The 23756-nt window shown below is 68.7% G+C and carries 23 protein-coding genes; 13 read left to right on the top strand and 10 right to left on the bottom strand.

Features of this window, described 5'->3' with window-relative positions:
* The first annotated feature begins 54 nt into the window (after positions 1-54).
* Complete coding sequence (locus PU630_RS02105; RefSeq protein ID WP_275278707.1) at positions 55-1482, top strand: DUF6421 family protein; 1428 nt, start codon at positions 55-57, stop codon at positions 1480-1482.
* A gap of 147 nt (positions 1483-1629) precedes the next feature.
* Positions 1630-2316, top strand: a complete 687-nt coding sequence (locus PU630_RS02100; protein ID WP_275278706.1) for an SDR family oxidoreductase — start codon at positions 1630-1632, stop codon at positions 2314-2316.
* 3 nt (positions 2317-2319) lie between these two features.
* Here the strand turns inward: PU630_RS02100 and PU630_RS02095 are convergent, their stop codons facing one another.
* From PU630_RS02095 to PU630_RS02080, 4 genes are all read right to left on the bottom strand, one after another.
* Entirely contained in the window at positions 2320-3144 is an 825-nt protein-coding gene (locus tag PU630_RS02095) for a sugar phosphate isomerase/epimerase family protein (RefSeq protein ID WP_275278705.1), read from the bottom strand.
* Complete coding sequence (locus PU630_RS02090) at positions 3141-3911, bottom strand: SDR family NAD(P)-dependent oxidoreductase (RefSeq protein ID WP_275278704.1); 771 nt, start codon at positions 3909-3911, stop codon at positions 3141-3143. The genes PU630_RS02095 and PU630_RS02090 overlap by 4 nt, the downstream gene beginning before the upstream one ends.
* Positions 3908-4750, bottom strand: a complete 843-nt coding sequence (locus PU630_RS02085; protein ID WP_275278703.1) for an NAD-dependent epimerase/dehydratase family protein — start codon at positions 4748-4750, stop codon at positions 3908-3910. Before PU630_RS02085 ends, PU630_RS02090 begins: the two co-directional genes overlap by 4 nt.
* 110 nt (positions 4751-4860) lie before the next feature.
* On the bottom strand, positions 4861-5751 hold the full coding sequence (locus tag PU630_RS02080; RefSeq protein WP_275278702.1) for a LysR family transcriptional regulator: 891 nt from the start codon (positions 5749-5751) through the stop codon (positions 4861-4863).
* A 119-nt stretch (positions 5752-5870) separates the two neighbouring features.
* Between PU630_RS02080 and PU630_RS02075 the strand changes: the two genes are divergently transcribed.
* The 6 genes from PU630_RS02075 to PU630_RS02050 all read left to right on the top strand — a co-directional run bounded on the left by PU630_RS02075 (position 5871) and on the right by PU630_RS02050 (position 11522).
* On the top strand, positions 5871-7136 hold the full coding sequence (locus PU630_RS02075) for an FAD-dependent oxidoreductase (RefSeq protein WP_275278701.1): 1266 nt from the start codon (positions 5871-5873) through the stop codon (positions 7134-7136).
* The gene (locus tag PU630_RS02070; RefSeq protein WP_275278700.1) at positions 7136-7960 is read left to right on the top strand and encodes an ABC transporter ATP-binding protein; all 825 of its coding nucleotides are present in this window, start codon (positions 7136-7138) and stop codon (positions 7958-7960) included. Before PU630_RS02075 ends, PU630_RS02070 begins: the two co-directional genes overlap by 1 nt.
* Before the next feature lie 47 nt (positions 7961-8007).
* Entirely contained in the window at positions 8008-8850 is an 843-nt protein-coding gene (locus PU630_RS02065; protein ID WP_275278699.1) for an ABC transporter permease, read from the top strand.
* Positions 8847-9887: an ABC transporter substrate-binding protein gene (locus tag PU630_RS02060; RefSeq protein WP_275278698.1), complete on the top strand. Its 1041-nt coding sequence runs from the start codon at positions 8847-8849 to the stop codon at positions 9885-9887. The genes PU630_RS02065 and PU630_RS02060 overlap by 4 nt, the downstream gene beginning before the upstream one ends.
* 120 nt (positions 9888-10007) lie before the next feature.
* On the top strand, positions 10008-10430 hold the full coding sequence (locus PU630_RS02055) for a hypothetical protein (protein WP_275278697.1): 423 nt from the start codon (positions 10008-10010) through the stop codon (positions 10428-10430).
* 24 nt (positions 10431-10454) lie between these two features.
* Complete coding sequence (locus PU630_RS02050) at positions 10455-11522, top strand: threonine aldolase family protein (protein ID WP_275278696.1); 1068 nt, start codon at positions 10455-10457, stop codon at positions 11520-11522.
* 415 nt (positions 11523-11937) lie between these two features.
* Here PU630_RS02050 and PU630_RS02045 read toward each other — a convergent pair whose 3' ends face one another.
* Both PU630_RS02045 and PU630_RS02040 read right to left on the bottom strand, forming a co-directional pair.
* The gene (locus tag PU630_RS02045; protein ID WP_275278695.1) at positions 11938-13452 is read right to left on the bottom strand and encodes a coiled-coil domain-containing protein; all 1515 of its coding nucleotides are present in this window, start codon (positions 13450-13452) and stop codon (positions 11938-11940) included.
* A 100-nt stretch (positions 13453-13552) separates the two neighbouring features.
* Positions 13553-14203 carry an NUDIX hydrolase family protein gene (locus PU630_RS02040; protein WP_275278694.1) on the bottom strand — a complete coding sequence of 217 codons (651 nt, stop codon included), beginning with the start codon at positions 14201-14203 and terminating at the stop codon, positions 13553-13555.
* Between the two features lie 88 nt (positions 14204-14291).
* Between PU630_RS02040 and PU630_RS02035 the strand changes: the two genes are divergently transcribed.
* Together PU630_RS02035 and PU630_RS02030 are read left to right on the top strand one after the other, a co-directional pair.
* Entirely contained in the window at positions 14292-14951 is a 660-nt protein-coding gene (locus PU630_RS02035; protein ID WP_275278693.1) for an alpha/beta hydrolase, read from the top strand.
* Complete coding sequence (locus PU630_RS02030; protein ID WP_275278692.1) at positions 14948-15643, top strand: ThuA domain-containing protein; 696 nt, start codon at positions 14948-14950, stop codon at positions 15641-15643. Before PU630_RS02035 ends, PU630_RS02030 begins: the two co-directional genes overlap by 4 nt.
* Positions 15644-15671: 28 nt before the next feature.
* Here PU630_RS02030 and PU630_RS02025 read toward each other — a convergent pair whose 3' ends face one another.
* From PU630_RS02025 to PU630_RS02015, 3 genes are all read right to left on the bottom strand, one after another.
* Complete coding sequence (locus PU630_RS02025) at positions 15672-16487, bottom strand: histidine phosphatase family protein (RefSeq protein WP_275278691.1); 816 nt, start codon at positions 16485-16487, stop codon at positions 15672-15674.
* Positions 16488-16582: 95 nt separating this feature from the next.
* Entirely contained in the window at positions 16583-18346 is a 1764-nt protein-coding gene (locus PU630_RS02020; RefSeq protein WP_275278690.1) for a glycoside hydrolase family 3 protein, read from the bottom strand.
* Positions 18343-19647, bottom strand: a complete 1305-nt coding sequence (locus tag PU630_RS02015; RefSeq protein ID WP_275278689.1) for an MFS transporter — start codon at positions 19645-19647, stop codon at positions 18343-18345. Before PU630_RS02015 ends, PU630_RS02020 begins: the two co-directional genes overlap by 4 nt.
* Positions 19648-19767: 120 nt before the next feature.
* On the opposite strand from PU630_RS02015, the gene PU630_RS02010 reads away from it, so the two are divergent.
* The 3 genes from PU630_RS02010 (at position 19768) to PU630_RS02000 (ending at position 23280) form a co-directional block, all read left to right on the top strand.
* Positions 19768-21045, top strand: a complete 1278-nt coding sequence (locus tag PU630_RS02010) for a TetR/AcrR family transcriptional regulator (protein ID WP_275278688.1) — start codon at positions 19768-19770, stop codon at positions 21043-21045.
* 265 nt (positions 21046-21310) lie between these two features.
* Complete coding sequence (locus tag PU630_RS02005; RefSeq protein ID WP_275278687.1) at positions 21311-22954, top strand: ABC-F family ATP-binding cassette domain-containing protein; 1644 nt, start codon at positions 21311-21313, stop codon at positions 22952-22954.
* A gap of 143 nt (positions 22955-23097) precedes the next feature.
* The gene (locus PU630_RS02000) at positions 23098-23280 is read left to right on the top strand and encodes a PspC domain-containing protein (RefSeq protein ID WP_275278686.1); all 183 of its coding nucleotides are present in this window, start codon (positions 23098-23100) and stop codon (positions 23278-23280) included.
* A gap of 11 nt (positions 23281-23291) precedes the next feature.
* Here PU630_RS02000 and PU630_RS01995 read toward each other — a convergent pair whose 3' ends face one another.
* Entirely contained in the window at positions 23292-23705 is a 414-nt protein-coding gene (locus PU630_RS01995; RefSeq protein ID WP_275278685.1) for a GreA/GreB family elongation factor, read from the bottom strand.
* Positions 23706-23756 lie beyond the last annotated feature (51 nt).

Below are 23756 nucleotides of genomic sequence, written 5' to 3'. Positions count from 1 at the left end.
ATGTGCCGCCCGGAACCCTGGCGCGGCCCGACCCTCAACGATCGGAGGTTCCACATGTCCACGAGTCAGATCCACGCCCAGCGCGCGCAGCAGACCATCGTCGGTGAGCCCGAGGTCGTCGAGGACGGCACCGCCGCCGGGGTCGAGACCTCCCCCGCATGGCTCGCGCTGAAGCAGGCGGCCATCGATCTGCAAGAGCTCCAGGAGCAGGACGGCTCGGTCGTCGAGCACACCGACCGCGCCGCAGACCTCGTCGACACGATCATCGCGTCGATCACCGAGCTGGCACCGCTGTTTCCCCACGATGAGGCATACCTCGCAGCATCCATCGCCGATTTCGAGCGCTGGAACAGCGAGGGCCTGGGCGTTCCCGACTTCTACGATTCGCTCGTCGCCTTCCACCCCGAGCAGCACCGCGTCGACGGACTGCGGCACCTTGTCGTCTTCCCGATGTATACGCAGAACGGGTCGCGCAATCGCTACGTCGAGGCGCTGATCGCCGAGGTGATCTGGCCCGAGTTCATCGCCGAGCTGCAGGCCGGCGACTACTCGAACAAGCTGTTCGTCTCGCTGCGGCTGGTCGACTTCACGCCCGGTTACGACACGAACTCGGCCGTGCTGTTCCCCGAGACCGTCGCGATGCGCGAAGTTCCGCAGTTCACCTGGGGCGCGATCTTCCAAGACCGCGAGGCCGCGCGCTACCGGCGCGTCGTGGCCGCGGCATCCGACATCACCAAACTCGATCTGCCCGCCGATGCGGCGCGCCTGCTCGACGACCAGAAGCTGGCCGAGGAGACGTTCGTGATGTGGGACATCATCCACGACCGCACCCACATGCGCGGCGACCTGCCGTTCGACCCGTTCATGATCAAGCAGCGGATGCCGTACTTCCTCTATTCGCTGGAGGAGATGCGCTGCGACATGACGGCGTTCCGCGAGTCGGTCGCGATCCAGCGCCGACTCGAGGCGCGCGATGACCTCACGCCGGTCGAGCGGCAGATTCTCGATCACGCGAAGCTCGTGCAGTACGCGGTGATCTTCGACCGGATCTTCCGGTTCCCGCTGACCGGCTCACGGGTGCGCAACTACGACGGTCTGGGCGGTCAGCTGCTGTTCGCCTGGCTGCACCAGCGCGATGTGCTGCACTGGACCGACACGGCGCTCGCGTTCGATTGGGAGAACGTGCCGGCCGCGGTCGTCGCGCTGGGCGATGCTATCGACGAGCTGTACTGGCGCTCGATCGACCGGCCGAAGACCGCGCACTGGCTGGCCGCGTATGAGCTCGTCCGCTCGGTGCTCGAGCCGAACCCCGCCTCGGCGTGGGCGCGGGGCCTGCCCGATGAGATCCTCGCCGGTGCGCCGAAGGGATACACCGACGCGGTGCTGGACGACGAGTTCCCGCTCTCGATGTTCTACGAGGCCCTCGCCAAGAAGATGGGCGACGTGATCGCGTCGACCGCGGGCATCACCGGGCGCGACTGAGCCGCTCCTGCCGCGGCCTGGTGACCCCGGCGGCCCGGACGCCCGGACGGCAAATTCATATGAATTTGCCTGGTGGACATCAAACTGGTGGGCAGGATGATGTGCACTCGGCGGTTTGATGTGCACTCGGAGGAAGTGAACAACAAGATGACCGATCTGACCGGGCGCACGGTGCTGATCGCGGGCGCCACGAGCCGCAGCGGCCTGGTCGCTGCGCAGACGCTGGTGGATGCCGGAGCCAACGTGATAGCGGTCGGCCACGACCCGGTGAAGCTCGAGCAGCTGGCCGCCCGACTCGCCGCCGACGCCGCGTGGATGACCGAGGCGTGCGACCTGACCGACGAGCGGGCCGTCGACGGCCTGGCCGAGCGGCTGCACGCCCAGGATGTGCGGGTCGACGGCGTGCTGCACCTCGTCGGGGGGTGGCGCGGCGGGGGTGGCCTGGCCGGCCAGAGCGACGCCGACTACCGCGTCCTCGAGCGGTCGCTGACCGCGCTGCGGTTCGTGACGCGCGCGTTCGAGGGCGATCTGCGGGCCTCGTCGGCTGCGCGCCTGGCGATGGTCTCGTCCACGGCGGTGGCACGCCCGCTGGCCGGCGGCGCGAACTACGCCGCGGTCAAGGCCGCGAGCGAAGCCTGGATGCGTGCCGTCGCGCAGGGTTTCGCAAAGGCGGCACGGGATGCCGCAGCCGATCTGGCCGCGGCATCCACCGTCTTCCGCGTCAAGACCCTCGACGGCCTCGAGCAGGCCCTGGCCGACCGGTTCGTCGCCCTCTGGGACGAGGACGCGGCCGAGGTCAACGGCACCGTGATCGAGTTGGCCGCCGCGGCGTGAGCGTCACAGACGCCCCCATTCGCGCAGCAGGGCGGCGTTGTAGCGCATGGTCGCCACCGGCCCTCGCGTCGTGCTGAGATCTTCGAGCGATATCCAGCCGTCGTAGCCGGCGCGCTCGAGCAGATCCAGAAACTCCCGCGCGTCGAGAATGCCCTCGTCCAACGGGGCCCAGAACCACTCCCAGGCGCCATCCGCACCTCGGCGCCAGCCGGTGTTCTTCAGGTGTACATGACGCAGATGCTCGCCGAGAAGGTCAAGCGCCATGCGCGTGTCTTCATACCCCTCGATCACGAGGTTTCCCGCGTCGTAGATGACACCGACGCGGCGCGGGTCGAGCCCACGCACGAGCCGCTCGCCGAGAGACGCACTCGGGCACATGGTGCCCTGATGGATCTCCAGCACCGCCGTCACACCGTATCGACCTGCGATGTCGGCGACTTCTTCGACGAAGTCCCGCCCCTCGGCGAACAGCTCGCGAAACGGGCGACCGTCACGTTCGGGCGCGCGGATCCGCACGAGCACGGCACTCGCGGCGCGCGCAAGCGAGGCTGCCCGCTCGAACGCTGCGGCATCCCCCACCCGGATGTACGGAGCGATCCCGACGACCTCCAGGCCCGCATCGTCGGCCAGCCGGCGGGCGCGGGCGCCGTCGAGGGGTCCGAGCGTGCACAGATTGTTCCGCGTGAACGAGGGCGTCTCCCCCGCGAACTGCTCCGGCTCGTCGACCACCCGCCACTCGACGCCGGTGAGACCGGCGTCGGCGATCTCTCGCGCGCCTTCGTCGGGTGTGAGCGTCGGCAGCCCCAGGGTGTAAGCGCTGAACCTCACGGGTGTGCCGCCAATTGCGTGCCACCGCACACGTGAATGACCTCGCCGGTGATGAAGGAGGAGTCGTCCGAGACGAGGAACGACACGGCACCGGCGACGTCATCGACGGTGGCCACTCGCCCCAGCGGAGACATGCGACGGAACCGGTCCACAATCTCCTCCGTCTCCGCGTCGCTGCGGCCGCCCATCGTAAAGGGCGTGGCCATGAAGCTGGGCGCCACCGCGTTCACGCGCACCCCCGACGGCCCGAGCGACATCGACAGCGATCGCGTGAGACCGACCAGCGCCGACTTCGATGCCGTGTACGCGTGCGGCCCGCCGGCGACCCAGTCTCGGGAGACGATGTTGACGATGCTGCCGCCGCCCTGCTGACGCCATACCGGCTCAAGCGCCTGCGCGAGCAGCATCGGCGCTCGCACGTTGACGTCGAACACACGATCCCACGCGGCAGGCTGGAGCTCGCGCAGAGAACTGCGCAGCTGCAGACCGGCGTTGTTGATCAGTGCGTCGATCCTTCCCTGCCACGTCTGCGCCTCCCGCATCGAATCAGCGATGGCGCTCGGCGAGGCGAGGTCTGTGCGCAGCGTGAGCACATCGGCGCCCTGCTCAGCACGCAGATCGGTCGCGACGGCTTCTGTATCGGCAGCGTCGAGAAGTACCACCGCCCAGCCATCGGCGGCGAGGCGTCCGGCGATGGCGGCGCCCACTGCTCCGGCGGCGCCGGTGACGATTCCTACCCGACGCGCGGTGCTCGCCTGCGCAATCACCGTCCCGCCCCCACCTGCGTGTCGATCGGCGCTTCGAACCGTGGCGGTGTCGGCGAGCAGAAGACCCCGCCGATGTACCGCCGGTCCCACGCGGTCGCGCGCCCGAGGACGTCAGCCGCGAACACTTCCGCATCGTCGCGCGGCACGTAGCCGATCGACGCCCCGCCATCGGTCGACAGATACCCTCGGGTGTTCGCCGACACGCCCCATACGACCTGGTATCCGACGTCCGGCGCACCCAGTGCCGCGGCGAACAGCCGGATGGCGTCCGCCGGTGACAGCCAGGTGCTCAGCATCCGTTCGTCGAGTGGCCTGGCGAACCGCGACGCGATCCGCACGCAGACGACTTCGAGCCCCCATCGGTCGTGGTACAGGCGGCCGAGCGCTTCGAGAGCGGCCTTGCTGACCCCATAGAACGTGTTCGGCCGAATCGCCACGTCATCGTCGACGACGGCTCCGTCTTCCGGCACCGGAACGAAGCCGGCCGCGTGGATGGAACTGGCCAGGATCACACGACGCACACCCGCACTGCGCGATGCCTCCAGCACTGCCTGGGTGCCGTCGATGTTCACCGCGAGGAGAGAGTCCCAGTCGTCCTCCAGCGGAATACCTGCAAGGTGGATCACCGCATCACAACCGGCGAGAGCGGCGGTCAGGCGCTCGCGATCGTCGAGAGAGCACGTCTCCCATGCGGCGCCGGCGAAGGTCGACGACGGTCGACGATCAATGCCGACGATCTCATATCCCTGCTCGATGAGCCCGGGGAGGATGTCGCCGGCGAGGCTGCCGGCCGCTCCCGTGACGGCGACGCGACGAGCTGCTGTTGACGGCACGACCATGTGACCCACCTTCTCTGCGCCGTGTGCGGCGCATCACCATCCTGATCAGCGAGGAGTCATAGCTCCAATACCGATTTGGCAGGGTGGCTATGCGCGTGACGCATACCCTGCTAGGCCGGTCGGCTCGCATCTGTCACGACGTCGACGACGCGCTGCAGGAACGGACGCAACGGCGGCGTCCACGCCAACCAAGTGCGCGTGACCAGCGGCACCCCGCTCGTGTCGAGAGCCTCCACCGGTATCCACACCCAGTCGGACAGCTGACGTCCGGCCGAAGCCTCCGTCATGAACACCGCATCCACCTCAGAGGTCATTGCTATCAGTTCACTGTGCTCACCGAATCGTCGGAAGACCCATGCGGTGTCTGCTCCGCTCGCGGCCACGGCGGCGCGCACACGCGTCTCTTCGGCGTTCACCTCACCGAACGCGTGGGCCATCACCGTGAGGCCGTCGAAATCTGCCAGCTCCAATGACGTGCGGTCGCTCAACGGCGACCCGGCAGGAACCGCCAGCCCCAGCCTCTGGTCGAGCAGCGGCACCGTCTCGAGCTCAGGCGCGTCGAAGTGCAGCAGGCCGAAGTCGAGCAGTCCGTTCTGCAGCAGGGGACGCTGGTCCTCGGTCGTGGCCTCATGGAGGGAGAGGGATGCCGCGGGCAAAGATGCATGCAGAGCCTCGATGATGCCGCGGAACCAATCGTGGGGCATGCCCTGCGGCAGCCCGATCCGCACGGGCTCGCGTGCCTCCTCGGCCAAACGCAGCACCTCGGGCATGCGCTCGAGCTGCGCGAAGACGACCTGAAGGTGACGCAGCAGGCCGTTCCCCGCGGCGGTCGGCGTCACCCCCGTCGACGTTCGCTCGAAGAGCGCGTGGCCGACATCGCGCTCAAGCTCTTTGATCTGTCGACTCAGGGACGGCTGCGTCATATGCAGCGCGGCGGCTGCGCGATTGATCGACCCGAGTTCGGCCGCGGTCGCGAAGTAGCTGAGGTGTCGAAGCTCCACGGAACCAGGGTATACGTGTGAGGCATGGCCGTATGGCCTACAAGGCATTTGACGCATGTCGGCGTGGGGGAAAGACTGACTCCGCAACGAAGCAGGAGCGACGAGGAGGTCTGCAGCCGATGCACGACACGGTGACAACCCGGTACGTGGACGCCGATGTCGTGGTGATCGGCGGTGGGTCCGCCGGTATTGCGGCCGCCGTCGGCGCCGCGCACGCCGGTGCCGACGTCGTGCTCGTCGAGCAGTATGGATTTCTCGGTGGAGCGGCCTCAAGCAGCTCCGTTCTCACCTACTGCGGATTCTTCGATCAGACGCGCACTCAAGTCGTGCGCGGCGTCGGGCAGCTGCTCATCGACAAGCTGCGTCAGAACGACGTTTACCGCACGCACACGATTCCGGAGACCGGCAACACGGTGGTGCTCCTGGACCGCGAGATGACCAAGCGCGCGTGCGACGAACTGGTGACCGACGCGGGAGTCCGGCTCTTCCTGCATACAACCGTGATCGGCGCCCAGACCGACGGCGCGCACGTGCGCGAGGTGGAGGCCGCACACCGGGGCGGAAGACTCGTGTTCCGCGCCCCGGCTTTCGTGGACTGCAGCGGTGACGGTGTCCTGCTGGCTCATTCCGACGCCGCAGTCACGGTGGCACCTCCGGCGCAACGCCAGGCCAGCACGCTGGTGATGTGCGTGGGCGGAGTCGACGAGGACGCCGACCTGAGCGCTGCCGGCATGACCGATGCCGTGGAACAGTACCGAGCGAGGACGGGAATCGAACTCGTGCGCACGAGCGGCATCGCCGCACGCCTGCCGATCAGCCGTGAGGTCATGCTTCTCCTGGCGGATGCGCACCGGGACGCTCTCGACGTGGATGAGATAACGGGGTCCGAAGTGGACGGGCGCCGTCAGTGCTGGCAGTACCTCGAGGCCTTCCGAGGCCAGTTGCGGGGGTGGTCGCGAGCGTTCCTCGCGACCACCGGCCCGCAGATCGGCATCCGCGAGACGCGCCGCCTGCGCGGACGGGACACCGTGACCGCCGCGGACGTGTCCTCGGGGCGACGCCGCCCGGAGGATGCCATCGCCCGCTGCGGGTGGCCGATGGAACGCCACGTCGTTCCCGGACTCACCCAGTACGGCGGCATCAAAGACAAGGAATGGTACGACATCCCCTACGGCGCGATCTGTTCGGTCAACCGCACCAACTTGTGGGCCGGGGGCCGCCTGACGAGTTCGGACGCACGAGCATACGCGTCGCTCCGCGTCATGGGAACGTCATTCGCGACGGGGCATGCGTGCGGCATCGCGGCCGCACTGTACTCTCATTCGGGTGTCCACGACAGCGAACGAACGCGTCGGGAACTGCAAGACCAGGGAGCACTGATCTGATGGAAAAGGTAGGAGACGCAGGAGTCGTCCACCAGCCGGCGCCGAGCGACGACGTCTATGACTTCGTCGTCGAGGACGTCTCGAAGGTGTTCGTCGGCTCGACGCGTGTACAGGCGCTCAGCGACATCGATCTGAAGCTGAAGCGCGGATCGTTCACGTGCATCGTGGGGCCATCGGGCTGCGGCAAGTCGACTCTGCTGCGCATCGTCGGCGAGCTCGAAACGGCGACGAAGGGGCGCGTGCAGATCAACGTGCCGCAGGCCAGGACACCCCGATCGGCCTTCGTCTTCCAAGAGCACGGCGTCTTTCCGTGGTTCACCGTGCTGCAGAACGTCGCATTCGGCCAGCAGATGGCTTCCGTCGGCAAGAAGGAGCGCGAGCAGAATGCCGGCCGGTGGATCGCGGAGGTCGGGCTCACGGGCTTCGAGCATGCATACCCGCACCAGCTGTCCGGCGGCATGCGCCAGCGGATCGCCATCGCGCGCGCCTTCGCGACCGGTTCCCCGGTGCTCCTCATGGATGAGCCTCTGGGCGCGCTCGACGCGCAGACCCGCATGCTCATGCAGGAGCAGCTGCTGCACCTGTGGGAGATCGAACAGAAGACCGTGGTGCTCGTCACGCACTCGATCGAAGAGGCGATCCTGCTCGGTGACCAGATCGTCGTGATGTCCGCTCGGCCCGGCCGCGTCAAGGAGATCATCGACGTCCCGTTCGGTCGGCCGCGCGACTTCGCCATCGAGGCGAGCCGGGAGTTCGGCGAGCTCAAACAGTACATCTGGGACTCGCTGCGCGACGAGGTCCAAGCATCGATGAGGTTCTCATGAGCTCCACACCGACGACAGCGACAGCGACAGCACGAACGGCACCCGGCATGCACACGGCAGACCCCGAACTCGAAGCCGCGATCAAGCGCGAGAACCGGCGCCTCGGGCGCCTGCGCAGACGCGATCTCATCCTCGCGATCGCCACACCGGTCGTGCTCCTGGCCGCGTGGGAGATCGCCGCACGCACCGGCGCTCTGGACGGTCGATTGTTCACGCCGCCGAGCGCGATCGCCGCACAAGCGTGGAAGATGATCCTCTCCGGTGAGCTCTGGGTGCACACCTTGGCCACCGTCGCACGACTGATCGTCGGCTTCGTCATCGGTGCGGTGGCAGGCGTGCTGGTGGGCCTCGTGATGGGTGTGTGGCGCCCTGTCAAGGCAGCACTCGAGCCCACCTTCACGGCGCTCTACGCGCTGCCGAAGATCGCCATCCTGCCGCTGCTGCTTCTGATCTTCGGACTCACCGAGACGCCCAAGATCCTCTCCGTGGTCATCTCGGTGTTCTTCGTCGTCCAGATCAACACCCTGTCGGGGATTCTGCAGATCGATCCACGCATCACCGAGGCCGCGCGCGCATACAAGGCGACCGGCTGGCGCCTGTTCCGGTATGTGCTGCTGCCGGGCGCGCTGCCCTCGATCATGACCGGTCTCCGAGTCTCCGCGGGAATGGCCGTCATCGTCATCACCGCGGTCGAATTCGTCGCCTCCAACACGGGCCTCGGGTACCTGATCTGGAACTCGTGGCAGCTCTTCCAGCCCTCGACCATGTTCGTCGGGCTCATCACCGTCGCACTGATCGGGGCACTCGTGACGGGGCTGGTCATCCTGCTGGAACGGCTGATGCTGCCCTGGCGACATTCCAACGGCACCAAGAGAAAGGCCAAGAAATGAGACTGTCGAAGAAGAAGGGGCTCGCGGCACTGGCACTGGCGGCTGCGGCGCTCACGGCTCTGTCCGGGTGCGCGGGCAGCGGATCGGATGGCGGCAAGGATGCCGGTGCCAGCGGAGAGCTGCAGACGGTGAACGTCGGCATCGTCCAGCTGTCGATCTTCGCCCCGATCTACGTGGCCGAGGCGAAGGGCTACTTCAAGGACGAGGGCATCAAGGTCAACCTGCAGAACGTGAAGTCGGGTCAGGATGCCATCCCGCTGGCTTCGAGCGGGAAGCTCGACGTCGTCGCGGCCGGGTTCTCGGCCGGCATGTTCAATGCCGTCAACGCCGGGCTCGACATCAAGGTCGTCGCGTCGATGGGTGTCGCCGGTGGCGCCGACGAGGAGCCCGCGTCGGCTCTCGTCGTCTCCAAGAAGGAGTATGACGCCGGCACTGTGACGACGGTCGCCGACTTGAAGGGCAAGAAGATCGGCGTGGCCGGCGGCTCCGGCGGCACGGGCGCGTATTACGTGAGTCTTGCGTTGGAGGAGGCCGGTCTCACGGCCAAGGACGTCACCTTCGTGAACTTGGGCAACCCCGACATCCCGACGGCGCTGAAGACCGGCGGTGTGGACGCCGGCTTCATGTCGGCGCCGTTCTGGAGCAACTCGGTCGACGACGGCACGGGCCAGAAGATCTGGCAGACTCCCGAGGGCGTCTCCGGCACGGGCATGATCTACGGCGGCCAGTTCATGACCTCCGACCTCGCACAGCCGTTCTTCGACGCCGTCGCGCGCGGTGCGCAGGACTTGCAGGGCGATGCGAAGAACTCCGACGAGAACATCAAGATCATCGCGGATGCGACGGGCCAGACTCCCGAAGAGGTCAAGGCGACTCCGCTGTACAACTGGCTGCCGAACCTCGCGCCGCTGCCCGACCAGCTCCTGGGCATGCAGAAGCTGTGGCTCGGCTTCGGTGCGCTCGATTACGACAAGCCGCTCGCGGCCGATGACTTCGTCACCACGAAGTTCTCCGACGCGGTGAAGACGGGCAAGTAGCGCCCGATCTCATGGGGCCCGCGGCTTCCCGGCCGCGGGCCCCTTGTCATCCTCTGGGCTGATCGACCTCATTCCCCGGGCCGATTCGCCAGCGGGGGTGTGCTCCATAGCGTGAGTGTCATGCACAAGCACTCCGTGAAACCACTCGCCCTCGCCATCCCGCTCGCCCTCGTCGGCGTGTTCACGCTCTCGGGGTGCGCAGCCCTCGACGGCTCGGGCTTCACCGGGCGCCTGGTCTTCGACGACAAGAGCGAGGCCGCCCACGAGTCGAGCGCCGACATCCCCTCGTGGGTGCCCGACGACGCATCGACGATCGTCATCGACTACATCGGGGATCACGGCGACTACCTCATGAAGTTCGCCTCGTCCAACGGCATCGCCGCCTCCAAGACGTGCGTCGCCCTGGCCGGTGACGCACCGCTGACGCCGGCGATCTCGACCGACTGGTGGCCCAAGGAGAGCCTGACCGACGGCCGCCTGCGATGCGGTGACGCCGAGCTCGCGCGCCTCGGCGACGAGTGGTACGCGTGGGTGAAGGCATAGCCGCGCGAATTAGAGTGGATGCTCGTGACCCCTTTGCATGACCCGCAGCTGCGCGGCTTCGCGAGCGACAACTATTCCGGCATCCACCCTGAGATCCTCGCCGCGATCACCGCGGCCAACGAGGGACACCAGATCGCCTACGGCGAGGACGTCTACACGGCCCGCCTGCAGGAGGTCTTCGCCGTGCACTTCGGTGACGGCGTAGAGGCGTTCCCGGTGTTCAACGGCACCGGCGCGAATGTGACCGGGTTGCAGTCGATGCTGCCCCGCTGGGGCGCCGTGGTCGCAGCATCCACCGCCCACATCAACGTCGACGAGCAGGGGGCTCCCGAGCGCGTGGGCGGCATGAAGCTGCTGACGGTGCCCACCGACGACGGCAAGCTCACGCCCGAGCTCGTCGACCTTCAGGCGTGGGGCTGGGGCGATGAGCACCGCGCGCAGCCGCTGGTCGTCTCGCTGACCCAGTCGACCGAGCTCGGCACCCTGTACACGCCCGACGAGCTGCGTGCGATCGCCGACCACGCCCACGAGCTGGGCATGCACGTGCACATGGACGGCGCGCGGCTGGCGAACGCCGCGGCATCCCTCGACCTGCCGCTGCGCGCGTTCACCCGCGATGTCGGCATCGATGTGGTCAGTGTCGGCGGCACCAAGAACGGCGCGATGGGCGCCGAGGCGATCGCGGTGCTGAACCCGTCGGCGTCGACGGGTCTGACCTACCTGCGCAAGCTCAACATGCAGCTGGCCTCGAAGATGCGATTCGTGTCGGCGCAGCTGGTCGCGCTGTGGGAAGGCGATCTGTGGCTGCGCAACGCTCGGCACTCCAATGCGATGGCGCAGCGCCTGCGCGCCGGCGTCGAGAAGGGGCTGGCCGACGGGTCGATCCGCGGGGTGGGCTTCACGCAGAAGACGCAGGCGAACGGCGTGTTCGCGACGTTGCCCGACGGCGTGGCCGACCGGCTGCGCGCGTCGTTCCGGTTCTATGACTGGGATGCCGCACGCAACGAGGTGCGCTGGATGTGCTCGTTCGACACCACCGAGGACGACATCGACGCCTTCATCGCGGCCATCGCGCGCGAGACCGGCGCCTGACGCGGCCGGCCGCCGCGGCCCCGGCAGGCTACGCAGCCCGTCCCGGCGCATCCACCGCTCCGGCCGTGCACAGCGTCGGGGAATCTCACCGGCACGCCGGAGAAGCATGCCCCGCCCCAGCGCGGCGCGTCGCCGAAAATCCCCTACCGGGTGCACACCGCGGCACGGGATGGCTTGCGGCGGGCCCCGGCGGGTTTCGCAACGCTCACCAGTTGATGACTCAGGAACATCAAGAGGTGAGGCATGGCAAAGCAACCGTGCGCTCACCAGTTGATGACTCAGGAACATCAACTGGTGAGCGAAACAGAGGGTCCTGCGGCGCTCACGTCTTGATCAGCCAGACTCATCAACTGGTGAGGCGCTAAGAAGCAGTGCGCGCGGGCACCGAGAACGGCACCCGCGCGTCATAGGAGAGTCAGGCCTGCGCGTCCTCGATGATCCGCTCGGCCTCGTCGGCCTCGTCGGCGCGCGCCTCGGGTGCATCGGCGACGACATCCTCGGCGGCGGGCTCGGCCGCGGCATCCACCTGCTCGTCTGCAGCAGCCGCCTCGACGACGGGCTCACCGGTCGCGCCGGTCGGCAGCAGCGACTCGGGGCGAATGAGCTCCTTGACCTCGGCCATGAAGCTCGTCAGCTGGTGCTGGCGCCAGCGCAGCTGACGCGTGTTGTCTTCGGCATCACGCAGCACGCCCTGCGTGTGCGAGGTGACGAGGTCCATGATCTTCTGCGCCTTCGCGCGCGCCTGCTCCAGCGTGTCGCCGGCCTTCACACGAGCATCGGCCTCGATCTTGTGCGCCTGCGCACGGGCGAGACGCTCGTAGTCATCGGCCTTCGCCGAGACGCGCTTGGAGTGCTCGAGCGCCGCCGCGACCTGCTCGTTCGCGTCCAGCGTGATGCGCTCGGCGTGGGCGACGGCCTGGTTGTGCAGCACGAGAAACTCCTGGTGCGCGTCATCCTGCCGGCGGGTCAGCGACTCCTCGAACTCGAGAGCGCGCACACGCAGCTCGCGCACGGCCTCCTCGGCCTCGGCGCGGTCGCGCGTCGTCTCGCGGGTCACCTGCGAGCGGAGAGCCGCCACGCCCTTCTCTGCCTCGGCGCGGATCGCGGCCGACTCCTGCTCTGCCTGGGCGACCTTCTCACTCGCGTGCGCGGCCTCGCGCTCGATGCGCGCCTCATGCGCGGTCACCTCGGTCTCGATGCGCAGACGCACCTGCGCCGCCTCGTGCTGGGCCTGCGCGATGATGGCGTCGGCCTCCTGCTGCGCCTGCGCGCGGCGGTTGTCGATCTCTTCGCGCGCGGCCTCCAGCAGCCGGTCGCCCTGCACCGACGCGTTCTTGATGAGCGTCGAGGCCTGCTCCTCGGCGACCCGCAGGATCTCTTCGAAGTGCTTGCGGTTGGGCGAGTCGCCCTCGCCGGTCAGCTCTTCAGTGAGCGTCTGCAGCTGCTTGCGCGCGTTCGCCAGCTCTGCCTGCGCAGCGCCCAGCTCACCCTGCAGGCGTGCCGACGCGGTCGCGAGCGCCTCGCGCTCGGCGGCGGCCTCCTGCGTCAGCTCGGCGCGCAGGTGCTCGGTACGCTCGGTCGCCTCGGCCCGGACGCGAGCGAGTTCTTCGGCATCGGCGGCGTGCGCCGCCTCGACCTCGGCACGCACCTGCGCTACCTCGTCGGCGCGCACGGCATCGGCCGTCTCCAACGCGGCGCGCAGGCGCTCAACCTCCTGCTGCGCACCCGCGCTGCGATGCTGCTGGTCGCGCAGCGTCGCGAGCTCATCTCCCGTGCCGCGCAGACGCGTCATGAGGTCGTTGATGGTCGCGTCGACCTCATCCTTGTCGTAGCCGCGGAAGGCTGTGGCGAACTCCGCGGTCGCCGCACCGGTGTCGGCCAGCAGACTGTCGAAGGAAAGGGGCGCAGTGGACGGGGCGTGGTCGGACATAGGGGGTCTCCGGCGGGGTGAATGCCGCGGCATCGCGGCGAAATCGGGCACTTGAACCCTACCCCGCCGGGCTGTGCGACAGAAAAGACTCCGGCCCGGATCAGCGCAGCGCGCCGACGCTGGCCAGCGCCATGCGCAGCAGTGTGCCGCGACCGCCCTCCATGTCGGCGGCGACGGCGTCGGACGCCGCCTCGTCCGGCGTCATCCAGGTGACCTCGAGCGCGTCCTGCCGCGGGTCGCAGGTGCCGGTGACCGGCACGACGAATGCGAGCGACACCGCGTGCTGCCGGTCGTCATGGAACGCGCTCAGGCCCGGCAGCGGGAAGTACTCGGCGACCGTGAAGGGGGTTGGCTGCAGAGGCAGCTGTGGGAACGCCATCGGCCCGAGATCGTTCTCCATGTGCCGGAACAGCGCGTCGCGGATGGTCTCTGCATACCGCACTCGCCCCGACACGATCGTGCGGGTGATCTCACCCAGTGCGGTGGCGCGCAGCAGCAGCCCGACCTCGGTGACCGCACCCATGCCGTCGGTGCGCACCGGAACCGCCTCGACATAGAGCATCGGCAGGCGGCGGCGCGCCTCGGCCAGCTCGAGCTCGGTCAGCCATCCCGGGTTGCCTGCCGCGTCGCCCCCGGCGGGCGTACCGAACGACCCCAGCGACCCGGGGACGAACGGCTCGCCGGCGCCGAGCCCGTGATCATCGGGCTCTTCGGGCTCCGGCTCGGGGTCGGGCGTGCGGACGGGGGGCATGCCTCTTGTATACCCCACGCGGTCGACATCGGCCCGGAGCCGCCCCACTCCGCTCCGCGCCCGCGCACCCGACTGGCAGACTGGGCGCATGAACGAGCTGCGCATCGACCCCGACGTCGCGCTGTGGTCGGCTCCGGCATCCGACCGCTCCGACCGACCGCTGCTGGTGCTGCTGCACGGCTACGGCGCGGACGAGAAGGACCTGTTCGCGCTCACGCCGTTCCTGCCCGACGACTTCGTGTGCGCGGCGATCCGGGCGCCGCTGGCTCCGCCCTGGCCGGCGCCGGGCTACTCCTGGTATCCGATCGAAGATGTCGTCGATGTGCAGCTCGCGGGCCGGGACCCCGCGCGGGTGACGGCCGCGGCATCCACCTTTCTGACGTGGTTGGATGCCGCAGCCGACGACGCGCAGACGATCGGCCTGCTCGGCTTCTCGCAGGGCGCCTCGGTCGCGCTGCAGGCGCTGCGGCTGCGACCCGACCGGTTCGCGTTCGCGGTGAACCTCAGCGGCTACGCGGCCCCCGGCGACCTGCCGCGGGACGCCGAGCTGGCCGCCGCACGCATCCCGGTGTTCTGGGGTCGGGGCGCGCGCGACGACGTCATCCCGCCCGAACTCGTGGAACACACCGCGCAGTGGTTGCCCGCGCACAGCGACCTGTCGGGGCGGGTGTATCCCGGTCTCACGCACAGCGTTTCGGAGGAAGAGCTGACCGACGTGCGCACCTTCCTCGACAAGCGCCTCGCATGACAGACGCGCTGATCGTCCGCGGCGGGTGGGACGGCCATCACCCGGTCGAGACCACCGACCTCTTCGTCCCCTACCTCCGCGCCCAGGGCTACACCGTGGCGATCAGCGACTCCAGCGAGGTCTATGCCGACCGTGCCCGGTTGGGCAGTGTCGACCTCATCGTGCAGAGCGTCTCGATGTCGTCGATCAGTCACGAGGCCTGTCAGGGACTGTGCGACGCCGTCGCGGCGGGCACCGGTCTCGTCGGCTGGCACGGCGGGATCGTCGACTCGTACCGCGACGAGCTCCCCTACCTGCAGCTGATCGGCGGACAGTTCGTGACGCACCCGGGCAAAGATCCGTCGCTGCGCCGCGGTGACGAGACCGACAATTATCTGCCGCACACCGTCGAGTTCACCGACGCGGGCAGGACGCACCCCGTCACTGCGGGGCTCGACGACTTCACCCTGGAGACCGAGCAGTATTGGGTGCTGCACGACTCGCTGATCGACGTGCTGGCCACCACGATGCATCCGCCGCGTCCATGGCATCCCTGGCACCGCCCCGTCGTCTCCCCGGCTGTGTGGACACGCACCTGGGGAGCCGGACGCATCGTCGTCGCCACGCCGGGCCACTCGGTCGACGTGCTCAAGCACCCCACCGTCCGCACGATCATCGAGAGAGGGATGTTGTGGGCGACCCGGGCGTCATGACCCGGTGAGCAGCAGCTGAGCCAGGCCTTCAGTCCTTCTGCCCCGCCTCGACGTAACTGAGGTCATTGACGCTCTTGACGGTCCAGTCGCCGTCGTCATAGACGAGCTTGCTGACAGCCGCGTTGTCGATGCCCGTGGCGACCTTACTGAGGTCGGCGCCCATTCCCTCGAGCGCGACGTAGATCGTTATGCCGCTGGAGACGACGAGCACGTTCTTCTCGCCCTTCTTCTGCGCCTCGGCCCCGATCTCGTCGAGCGCTGCCATCGCCCGCGTGCGGACCTCGTCACTGGTCTCGGCAGGCAGCGACGGCTCGGGGTTCGACGCTGCGATGGCGTCGAGCGCGGCATCCATGCCGATCTTGCCCATATCGCCGAACATCGCCCCCTCGTTCGGGTATCCGAGCCGCTTGGCGGCGGCGGTCCACATCTCGTCGTTCGACGCGCCCTCGAACCCACCGAAGTCGATCTCGCGAAGACGCTCGTCCCGTACCGGGGTCAGATGCTGGTCGGCACCCTTCAGCGCGAGCGTCGCGGTCGTGTACTGACGCACCATGTCGGCCGAGTACGCCGCGTCGAAGGTGACGCCGCCCTCTGCCAACCCCTCTCCGAGGTCGACGGCGATGTCTTGTCCCTCCTTCGTCAGGGGCGAATCCGCCCATCCCTGCGCGCGGCTGAGCACGTTGAGCATGGTCTCACCGTGTCGGGTGAGGTAGATAGTGACCGGCGCGCTGTCGGCGCTCGGCACGGATTCGGCGGCGGGCCCCGCGCAGGCCGCCAGACCGGCGATCAGGCCGACGGCTGCAGCGCCCACGAGGACGGTACGACGAACGGATGCTGTGTTCACGGAATCTCCTTTGATGCGGTGTGGATTGCGGTTTCGAGGCAGGGTGAAACACCGCCGGCGGGGCCACGGCCCCGCCGGCGGTCATGCGATGCGCGTCAGTACGTCAGCCCGTGCCCGAAGCGGAACAACGGATCGACGGTGTCGAACGGCACATCGGGGCGGGATGCCTCGACCGCCGCCATCGAGCGCGGCAGGTCGAACGGCAGCCGGCCGCCCGGTGGCACGACGCCGGCCAGCACGTCCAGCAGCGCGGCAGCACTCGCGCCCCAGTTGACCGTGACGGCGGCGGCGACCTCAGCGATCGGCGTGAGGATTGCGGGCCGGTCGGCGAACACGTCGATCACGGTCGGCACGCGCGAGGCGATGTCGCGCACGTGCGCGATGACGTCCTCCGAGAACTCCAATGAGCCCGAGTGGAAGAAGTTCTCGAACGTCGTCGCGCGCTCCTCGTACGGCGCCTGCAGGCGCAGCACCGCGACGTCCGCATCTTCGGCGCACGAGACGACCTCGCCGTATGCGGCGGCGGCCGCGGCATCCATCCCCTCCACGTACACGCGCAGCCCTCGCTGCAGCGGCAGCACGGCATCACGGTTGGTCAGCAGCGTGATCGACGCGCGCTGCGCGGCCTCGCCTGCCGCGCGGAACTCGGGCTTGCCGACGATGGCGTCGGCGGCGTCTTCGTCCACGAACGGGTTCTCGAAAAGGCCGAGCTCGAACTTCTCGCGCAGCAGCCGCCGTGCCGACACGTCGAGTCGTGCCTCGTCGATCTCGCCGTCGCGGACCAGGGCGATGAGCAGCTCGGGGCAGGCTTCGCCGCCGAACTGGTCGGCTCCGGCATCCAGCACCTTCTTCATCCGCTCACGCGGCGAGAGATGCTCGACACCCCACGCGCGCGCGGGGAACGGCTGGCCGAAGATCTCGGCGTCGCTGATGAGGCCCCAGTCGGTGCACACGACGCCGTCGAAGCCGAGGCGCTCGCGCAGCAGCCCGGTGACGACCGAGCGGTTGAAGCCGAACCCGACCTCTTCGTACTCGGTGCCCACCGGCATGCCGTAGTACGGCATCATCTGGCGGGTGCCGGCGGCGATGAGCGCCTCGAACGGCTGCAGGTGCCGCTCGAACTCGCCGCCCGGATACACCTGCTCGCGGCCGTGGGCGAAGTGCGGGTCCTCGCCGTCCTTCTGCGGGCCGCCGCCCGGGAAGTGCTTCGTCATCGTCGAGACGGACGCCGCGCCGAATGACGCCCCCTGGAATCCCCGCACGTACGCGGCACCCAGGCGCGAGGTCAGCTCGACGTCTTCGCCGAACGTCGACGACTGCCGCGACCAGCGCGGCTCGGTCGCCAGGTCCACCTGCGGGTGCAGGGCGGCGCGCAGGCCGACCGCGAGGTACTCCTGCCGGGCGATGTCGGCGAAGCGCTCGACCGTCGCCGCGTCGCCGATAGCGGCCAGCCCCAGCGGCTCAGGCCACTGCGAGAAGGGCCCGGCGAGCATCGCGGCGCCCGGGTTGTCGGTGAACGAGTGCCGAGGATCGGTCGACAGCGTGACGGGGATGCCGAGACGAGTGGATGCCGCGAGCCGCTGCAGTTCGTTGTGCCAATGCGCGATCTCATGGGCTGTCGTGGTCGTGCCGAACAGGTTGAAGTGCGTCATCTGCCGGTGCTCGACCAGGTCGACGGCCGAGGGCATGCCGAACACGGGGTCTGCGGCATCCATCTCGGCGACGCCGATCATGGTGTGGAAGAACAGGCCCGCCTTCTCTTCGAGCGTCATCTCGCCCAGCAGCAGCTCGACGCGCTCATCGACCGGCAGCTCCGGGTCGAGCCAGGGGCGTGCGGTGGTGGTCTCGGGCGTGGTCATTTGACTCCCTTGATGCGGTAGACGAGCACGGCGCCGGCCAGCGCGACGACCGCGCCGAACAGGTACCAGGTGGAGTAGCCGCCGATGGCGGTGCCGGCGCCCAGCGCGATGATGCCGGGCGCGATGGCGGGCGCAAGCGACTGCGGCAGGGCATTGGCGATGTTGAGCACGCCGAGGTCCTTCGCCGTGTCGTCGGGGCTGGGCAGCACCTGGGTCGCCAGAGCCAGGTCGACGGAGAAGAAGGATCCTGCTCCCAGGCCGATGATCGCCTGGGCGATGATCACGACGGGGATCGTCGGCGCGAACGCGAGGATCACCAGGCCCACGACCATGATGACGCCCGCGATGGCGACGAACGGGCGGCGCTTGCCCACCTTGTCGGAGAGGAATCCGCCCAGCGGACTGGAGATCGCCATCATGACGGTGGAGGCGAGGTTCGCGATGAGGATCGTCGTGATCGCGCCCTGCTCGGTCAGCTCGAAGCGCTCGGTGAGGTAGTAGGGCAGAAAGGTCGCGATGCCGGCATAGCCGAACATGATGAAGAACTTGGTCAGCCAGGTCCAGCCGAAGTCGGGGTGCTTGGCGGGGTTGAACACGAACGAGCCGAAGAACTGGCCGATCGTGAAGCGCTGTGCGGGCTTGCGCTCGAGTCGGCGGTCGCGCAGCACGACGACGAAGAACACGATGAACACGAGGGCGACCAGGCCCGGCGCGAAGAAGCGCATGACGTCGCTCGCGATGTAGTTGATGAGGAAGCTGCCGGCCAGAATCGCCAGAGGGGTCGTGATGCCGACGATGCCCGACACCTTGCCGCGCGATTCGACGGGGACCTGGTCGGGGAGGGTTGCGTTGGCGGCAGCCAGCACAGCATTCAGCGCTGCCTGCGCGAGGCACCAGCCGACCAGGACGACCCAGATGGATGTCGCGACCCCGATGAGGCCGAGGGCTGCCACGCCGATGATGCCGCCGCCGATGATCCAGGGTCGGCGCATGCCGAAGCAGGAGGTCGTGCGGTCGGACAGGCGGCCGGCCAGCGGGTTCGCGACGAGGGCGAAGATCGCGCCGACGCCCAGGACCAGCCCGAGCTGGGCCGTGGCCTCTTCAACCGATCCGGCGATGTGCTGGATCTTGAACGCCATCGACACCAGCACCGGCGTCAGCAGGGCCAGGAAGATGCCGAAGTTGACGGTCGCCAGACCCGGCGTGTAGCCGCGGGGCGTGCGGTGCGGGGTGGTGCCGGGCGTCTTCACTCCGGTCGTGCCCGCCGCGGCCGCCGAGGCGGCCGGAGACAGCTCTGTCATGTTCTGTGTCCTTTCCGGTCGTCTGCTCCGACGACTGGCGATAGCTTACACACAATCCGACCCCTTGGTAACTGAAAAGAGACCAATTGGTTACAAAGTACGATGGGTGCGGAGGCGATCGTGACGACAGCAGCGCAGACGAGCAGGGCCGAGCAGACCGAGCTCACCCGCGAGCGCATCGTCGCGGCAGCACGGCGGCTGTTCACCGCGCACGGCTATCGCGCGGTATCGCTGCGTGACATCGCCGCCGAGGCGGGGGTGACCCATCCCGGCCTGCTGCGCCACTTCTCGGGCAAGGACGAGCTTCTCGATGTCGTGCTGCAGGAGTTCGACTTGAGCAACGACACCAGGTCATGGGAACGTCTCGCAGCCGAGGCTGACGGTGCTCTGCCGTTCTCGGCTGCCGCGGAACGCAACGCGCTCATTCCTGGATACCTCCCGCTGTTTGCGGGGCTTGTGGGCGAGGCATCCATCAGCGCTCATCCGGCGCACGCCGCCATGCGCGGCCATGCGGAGCGCTTCGCTCCCGTCGCCCGCGAGGTGATCGGCACGGCGATCTCCGACGGTGCGGTGGCCACCGACCGCGACGCCGACGGCGAGGCGCTGCGGCTGATGGCGGCGTGGGATGCGCTCCAGGTCGTTCAGCTCTATCTGCCCGACCGGGTCGACACGGCTTCTGTGATCGCCGAGCACGAGCGGCTGCTCGCCTACCCGTGCGGGTGGCGCGACCCCTCCGAACCAGAGAGCGGCCACGTCCCCATGCCTGTGATGCCGCCGATCGGGCCGGAAGCGGGGACTGAGACCGGCTATCGCTCCGGGCGCGAGCGCCGCGCGCGCATCCTCTCGGACGCGATGGCCCTGTTCGCCCGCGAGGGCTACGCCGACACGAGCCTGCGCGAGATCGCCGCGAAGGTCGGTGTGTCGAAGTCGGCGCTTTACCACCACTTCCCGTCCAAGGACGCCCTGTTGCTCGCGGTACTCGAAGAGCGCGACCGCCGTATCGACACCGCGATCGTCGCGCTGAACACCGAGAGCGCAGCCGACTTCCTGCGGGCGCTTCCCGATGCCGCTGACGAGAACGCCCGCACACAACCGGGACTTCTCGAGGTGTACGCGGTCATCTCGTGCGAGGCGATTCCCGCCGGTCACGCCGCGCACGCCTACTTCGCGCGCCGCTACGCCCAGGCGCTCGACAGCTTCGAGACCATGTTCCGGGCCGCGGCATCCACCGGCGAACTCCCCGCACACCGTGACCCCGCCCACGAGGCCGCCTGGCTGCTGGCTCTGTGGGACGGGCTGCAGTACCACTGGCTGTACAACCGGGACGGAGTGGATGTCGCGGCCCAGCTGCGCGCTCATCTGCAGGATGTTCTGCCCGACGCTGCCGCCCCGCGCTGAGCGGCGCAGCATCCCTGTCACCGCCCGGGCGTGTCTGCTACAGTGGACGGTCCCTGCCCCCGACGTGAGGAATGAAGTGACCGAGATCTTCGCCGCGTGCTGACGCTGCGCTGATCCGTCGTTTCTCGACGTGTCGCGCCGTCACCGAACATTCCGCTGCCTCTGCAGCACGTTCGCGCGCCGACCGTCGATCTCGTTCCCCCTCCTCGTTGTGGGTTGCCCCGGGCTCGGATGTCGGCGCACCACGACATCCGAGGAGACACTCATGCCCACCCCATCCATCGTCTTGGACCGTGTCTCGTTCGCCTGGCCCGACGGCTCCGTCGCGCTGCGCGAGGTGTCCGGCGCCGTGGGCGCCGGCCGCACAGGACTCGTCGGCCGCAACGGCTCGGGCAAGTCGACGCTGCTGCGCCTTATCGCCGGCACGCTCACCCCCACGAGTGGGCACGTGACCGCGGCGTCCGACATCGCCCTGCTCCCCCAGCAGCTGACGCTGGGAACCGAGCGCCCCGTCGCCGAGCTGCTGGGCGTCGCCGACATTCTCGCCGCAGTGCGGGCCATCGAGTCCGGCGACATCGACCCGCGTCACTTCGACACGATCGGCGACGACTGGGACATCGAAGCGCGCACGATCGCAGCCCTTGCCGAAGCAGGTCTGCCCGACGACGCCCTGGGCCGCACGGTCGGGCAGCTGTCGGGCGGTGAGGCGGTCCTTGCGGCCGTGGCCGGCATCCGGCTGCGGAACACCCCGATCACACTGCTCGACGAACCGACCAACAATCTCGACCGCGGTGCGCGGGGGCGGCTGTACGACCTGGTGCGCGCGTGGCGCGGAACGCTCGTCGTGGTCAGCCACGACACCGCGCTGCTCGATCTCATGGACGACACCGCCGAGTTGTACGAGAACACGCTGAGCGTGTTCGGCGGGCCGTACTCCGCGTGGCGCGCATGGCTCGAGACGGAGCAGGATGCCGCACGGCAGGCCGAGCGGGCGGCATCGCAGTCACTCGCCCGCGAGAAGCGGCAGCGCATCGAGGCCGAGACCAAGCTCGCGCACCGCGCGGCGGTCGGGCGCAAGGCGCAGATCGAGAAGCGTGTGCCGGGGATCGTCGCGGGCGGACGAAAGCGTGCCGCCCAGGTGTCGGCCGGCAAGCTGAGCACCGAGGTCAGCGAGAAGGAGTCGGCCGCCCGCGCCGCGCTCGATCTCGCCGAGCGGCGCGTACGCGACGACGACTTGGTCGTCATCGACCTGCCTGACCCGGGGGTTCCGGCGGGGCGCAGGATCGCGACGCTGGCGGACGGCGAGCGCGCGTGGATCGTGCAGGGGCCGGAGCGGGTTGCCCTGATCGGCCCGAACGGCGTCGGAAAGACCACGCTGCTCGAGCAGCTGGTGGCCTCGGGCGTTCCGTCAACAGGCTCATATGGCGCCTCGGCCGCCAATCGAGCGGCGAACGAACGATCCAGCATGTCGACGACACACGCGCAGGCACACACCGACCGCATCGGCTACCTTCCGCAGCGCGTGGACGGCCTCGACGACACCGCCTCCGTGCTCGAGAATGTGCGGGATGCCGCGCCCGCCGTGCCGCCGGCCGACATCCGCAACCGGCTGGCGAGGTTTCTGATCCGCGGCGACGCCGTCGAGCGCCCCGTCGGGTCGCTGTCGGGCGGCGAGCGGTTCCGCGTCGCACTCGCGCGGCTGCTGCTGGCCGACCCGCCGCCGCAGTTGCTGGTGCTCGACGAGCCGACGAACAACCTCGACCTCGACACGGTCGACCAGCTCGTCGAGGCGCTCGCCGCCTATCGCGGCGCGGTGCTCGTCGTCAGCCACGACGACGGGTTCCTCGCCCGGCTCGGCATCGACACGACGCTTGAGCTCACCCCCGACGGCATGGTCGAGCGGCCGTGAGCCGACCGCGGCCGCGCACAGGCTTCGGAGGATCGCGCCAAGCTCGGAGCATTCTGGCCAAACGGTCCGAAGAACGCGCGATCTTCCGAAGCCTGTGAGGGGTGGATGCTGCGGGCCGACCGCACCCGCGAGAGGATGGGTGCATGAACGCACTCGTCCGACCCCTCAGGGGCCGCATGATCGCCGGCGTGTGCGCCGGGCTCGCCCTTCGCTTCGGCATCAGCCCGCTGGCGATGCGCATCATCGCCGTCGTACTGGTCGCCGTGTTCGGCCTGTCGCTGTGGGCCTACGTCCTGCTGTGGATCGTGATGCCGAACGAACGCTGACCCGCCGCCGACTACGCGAAGGGCGTCGCGGCGATGATCGTGACGGTCAGCTGCGCGCCATTGGGCGCGGTATAGCTCACCTCGTCGCCGACATGGCGTCCGTCGATCGCCGAGCCCAGCGGCGAACTCGGCGAATACACGTCGATATCGGCGCCGGCCTGCACGAGGTCGCGGCTGCCGAGCAGGAACGTCTCGACGGAGTCATCGACGTGGAACTTCACGGTGATGCGCATGCCCTGCTCGACGACGCCGTCGTCGGGCTTCGTGCCCACTTCGGCTCGACGGATGAGGTCTCGCAGCTCGAGCACCCGTGCCTGAGCGGCCTCGTCGCCGGCTGCAGTGAGCTGCTCAAGCTCGGCTTGCAGGGCCGCGAGCGCGGCGGGGGTCATCCAGACGGTCTGCGCCGTCCCTGTGACGTCGGTCATGATCGGCTCCCTTCCCACTGACTGTTCATAGGTGGCAAAGAAAGACCAGCT

It is taken from the genome of Microbacterium horticulturae (assembly GCF_029094505.1).
In the GTDB taxonomy this organism is placed as follows: Bacteria; Actinomycetota; Actinomycetes; order Actinomycetales; family Microbacteriaceae; genus Microbacterium; species Microbacterium horticulturae.
This window is presented reverse-complemented; position numbering and strand designations above follow the sequence as displayed.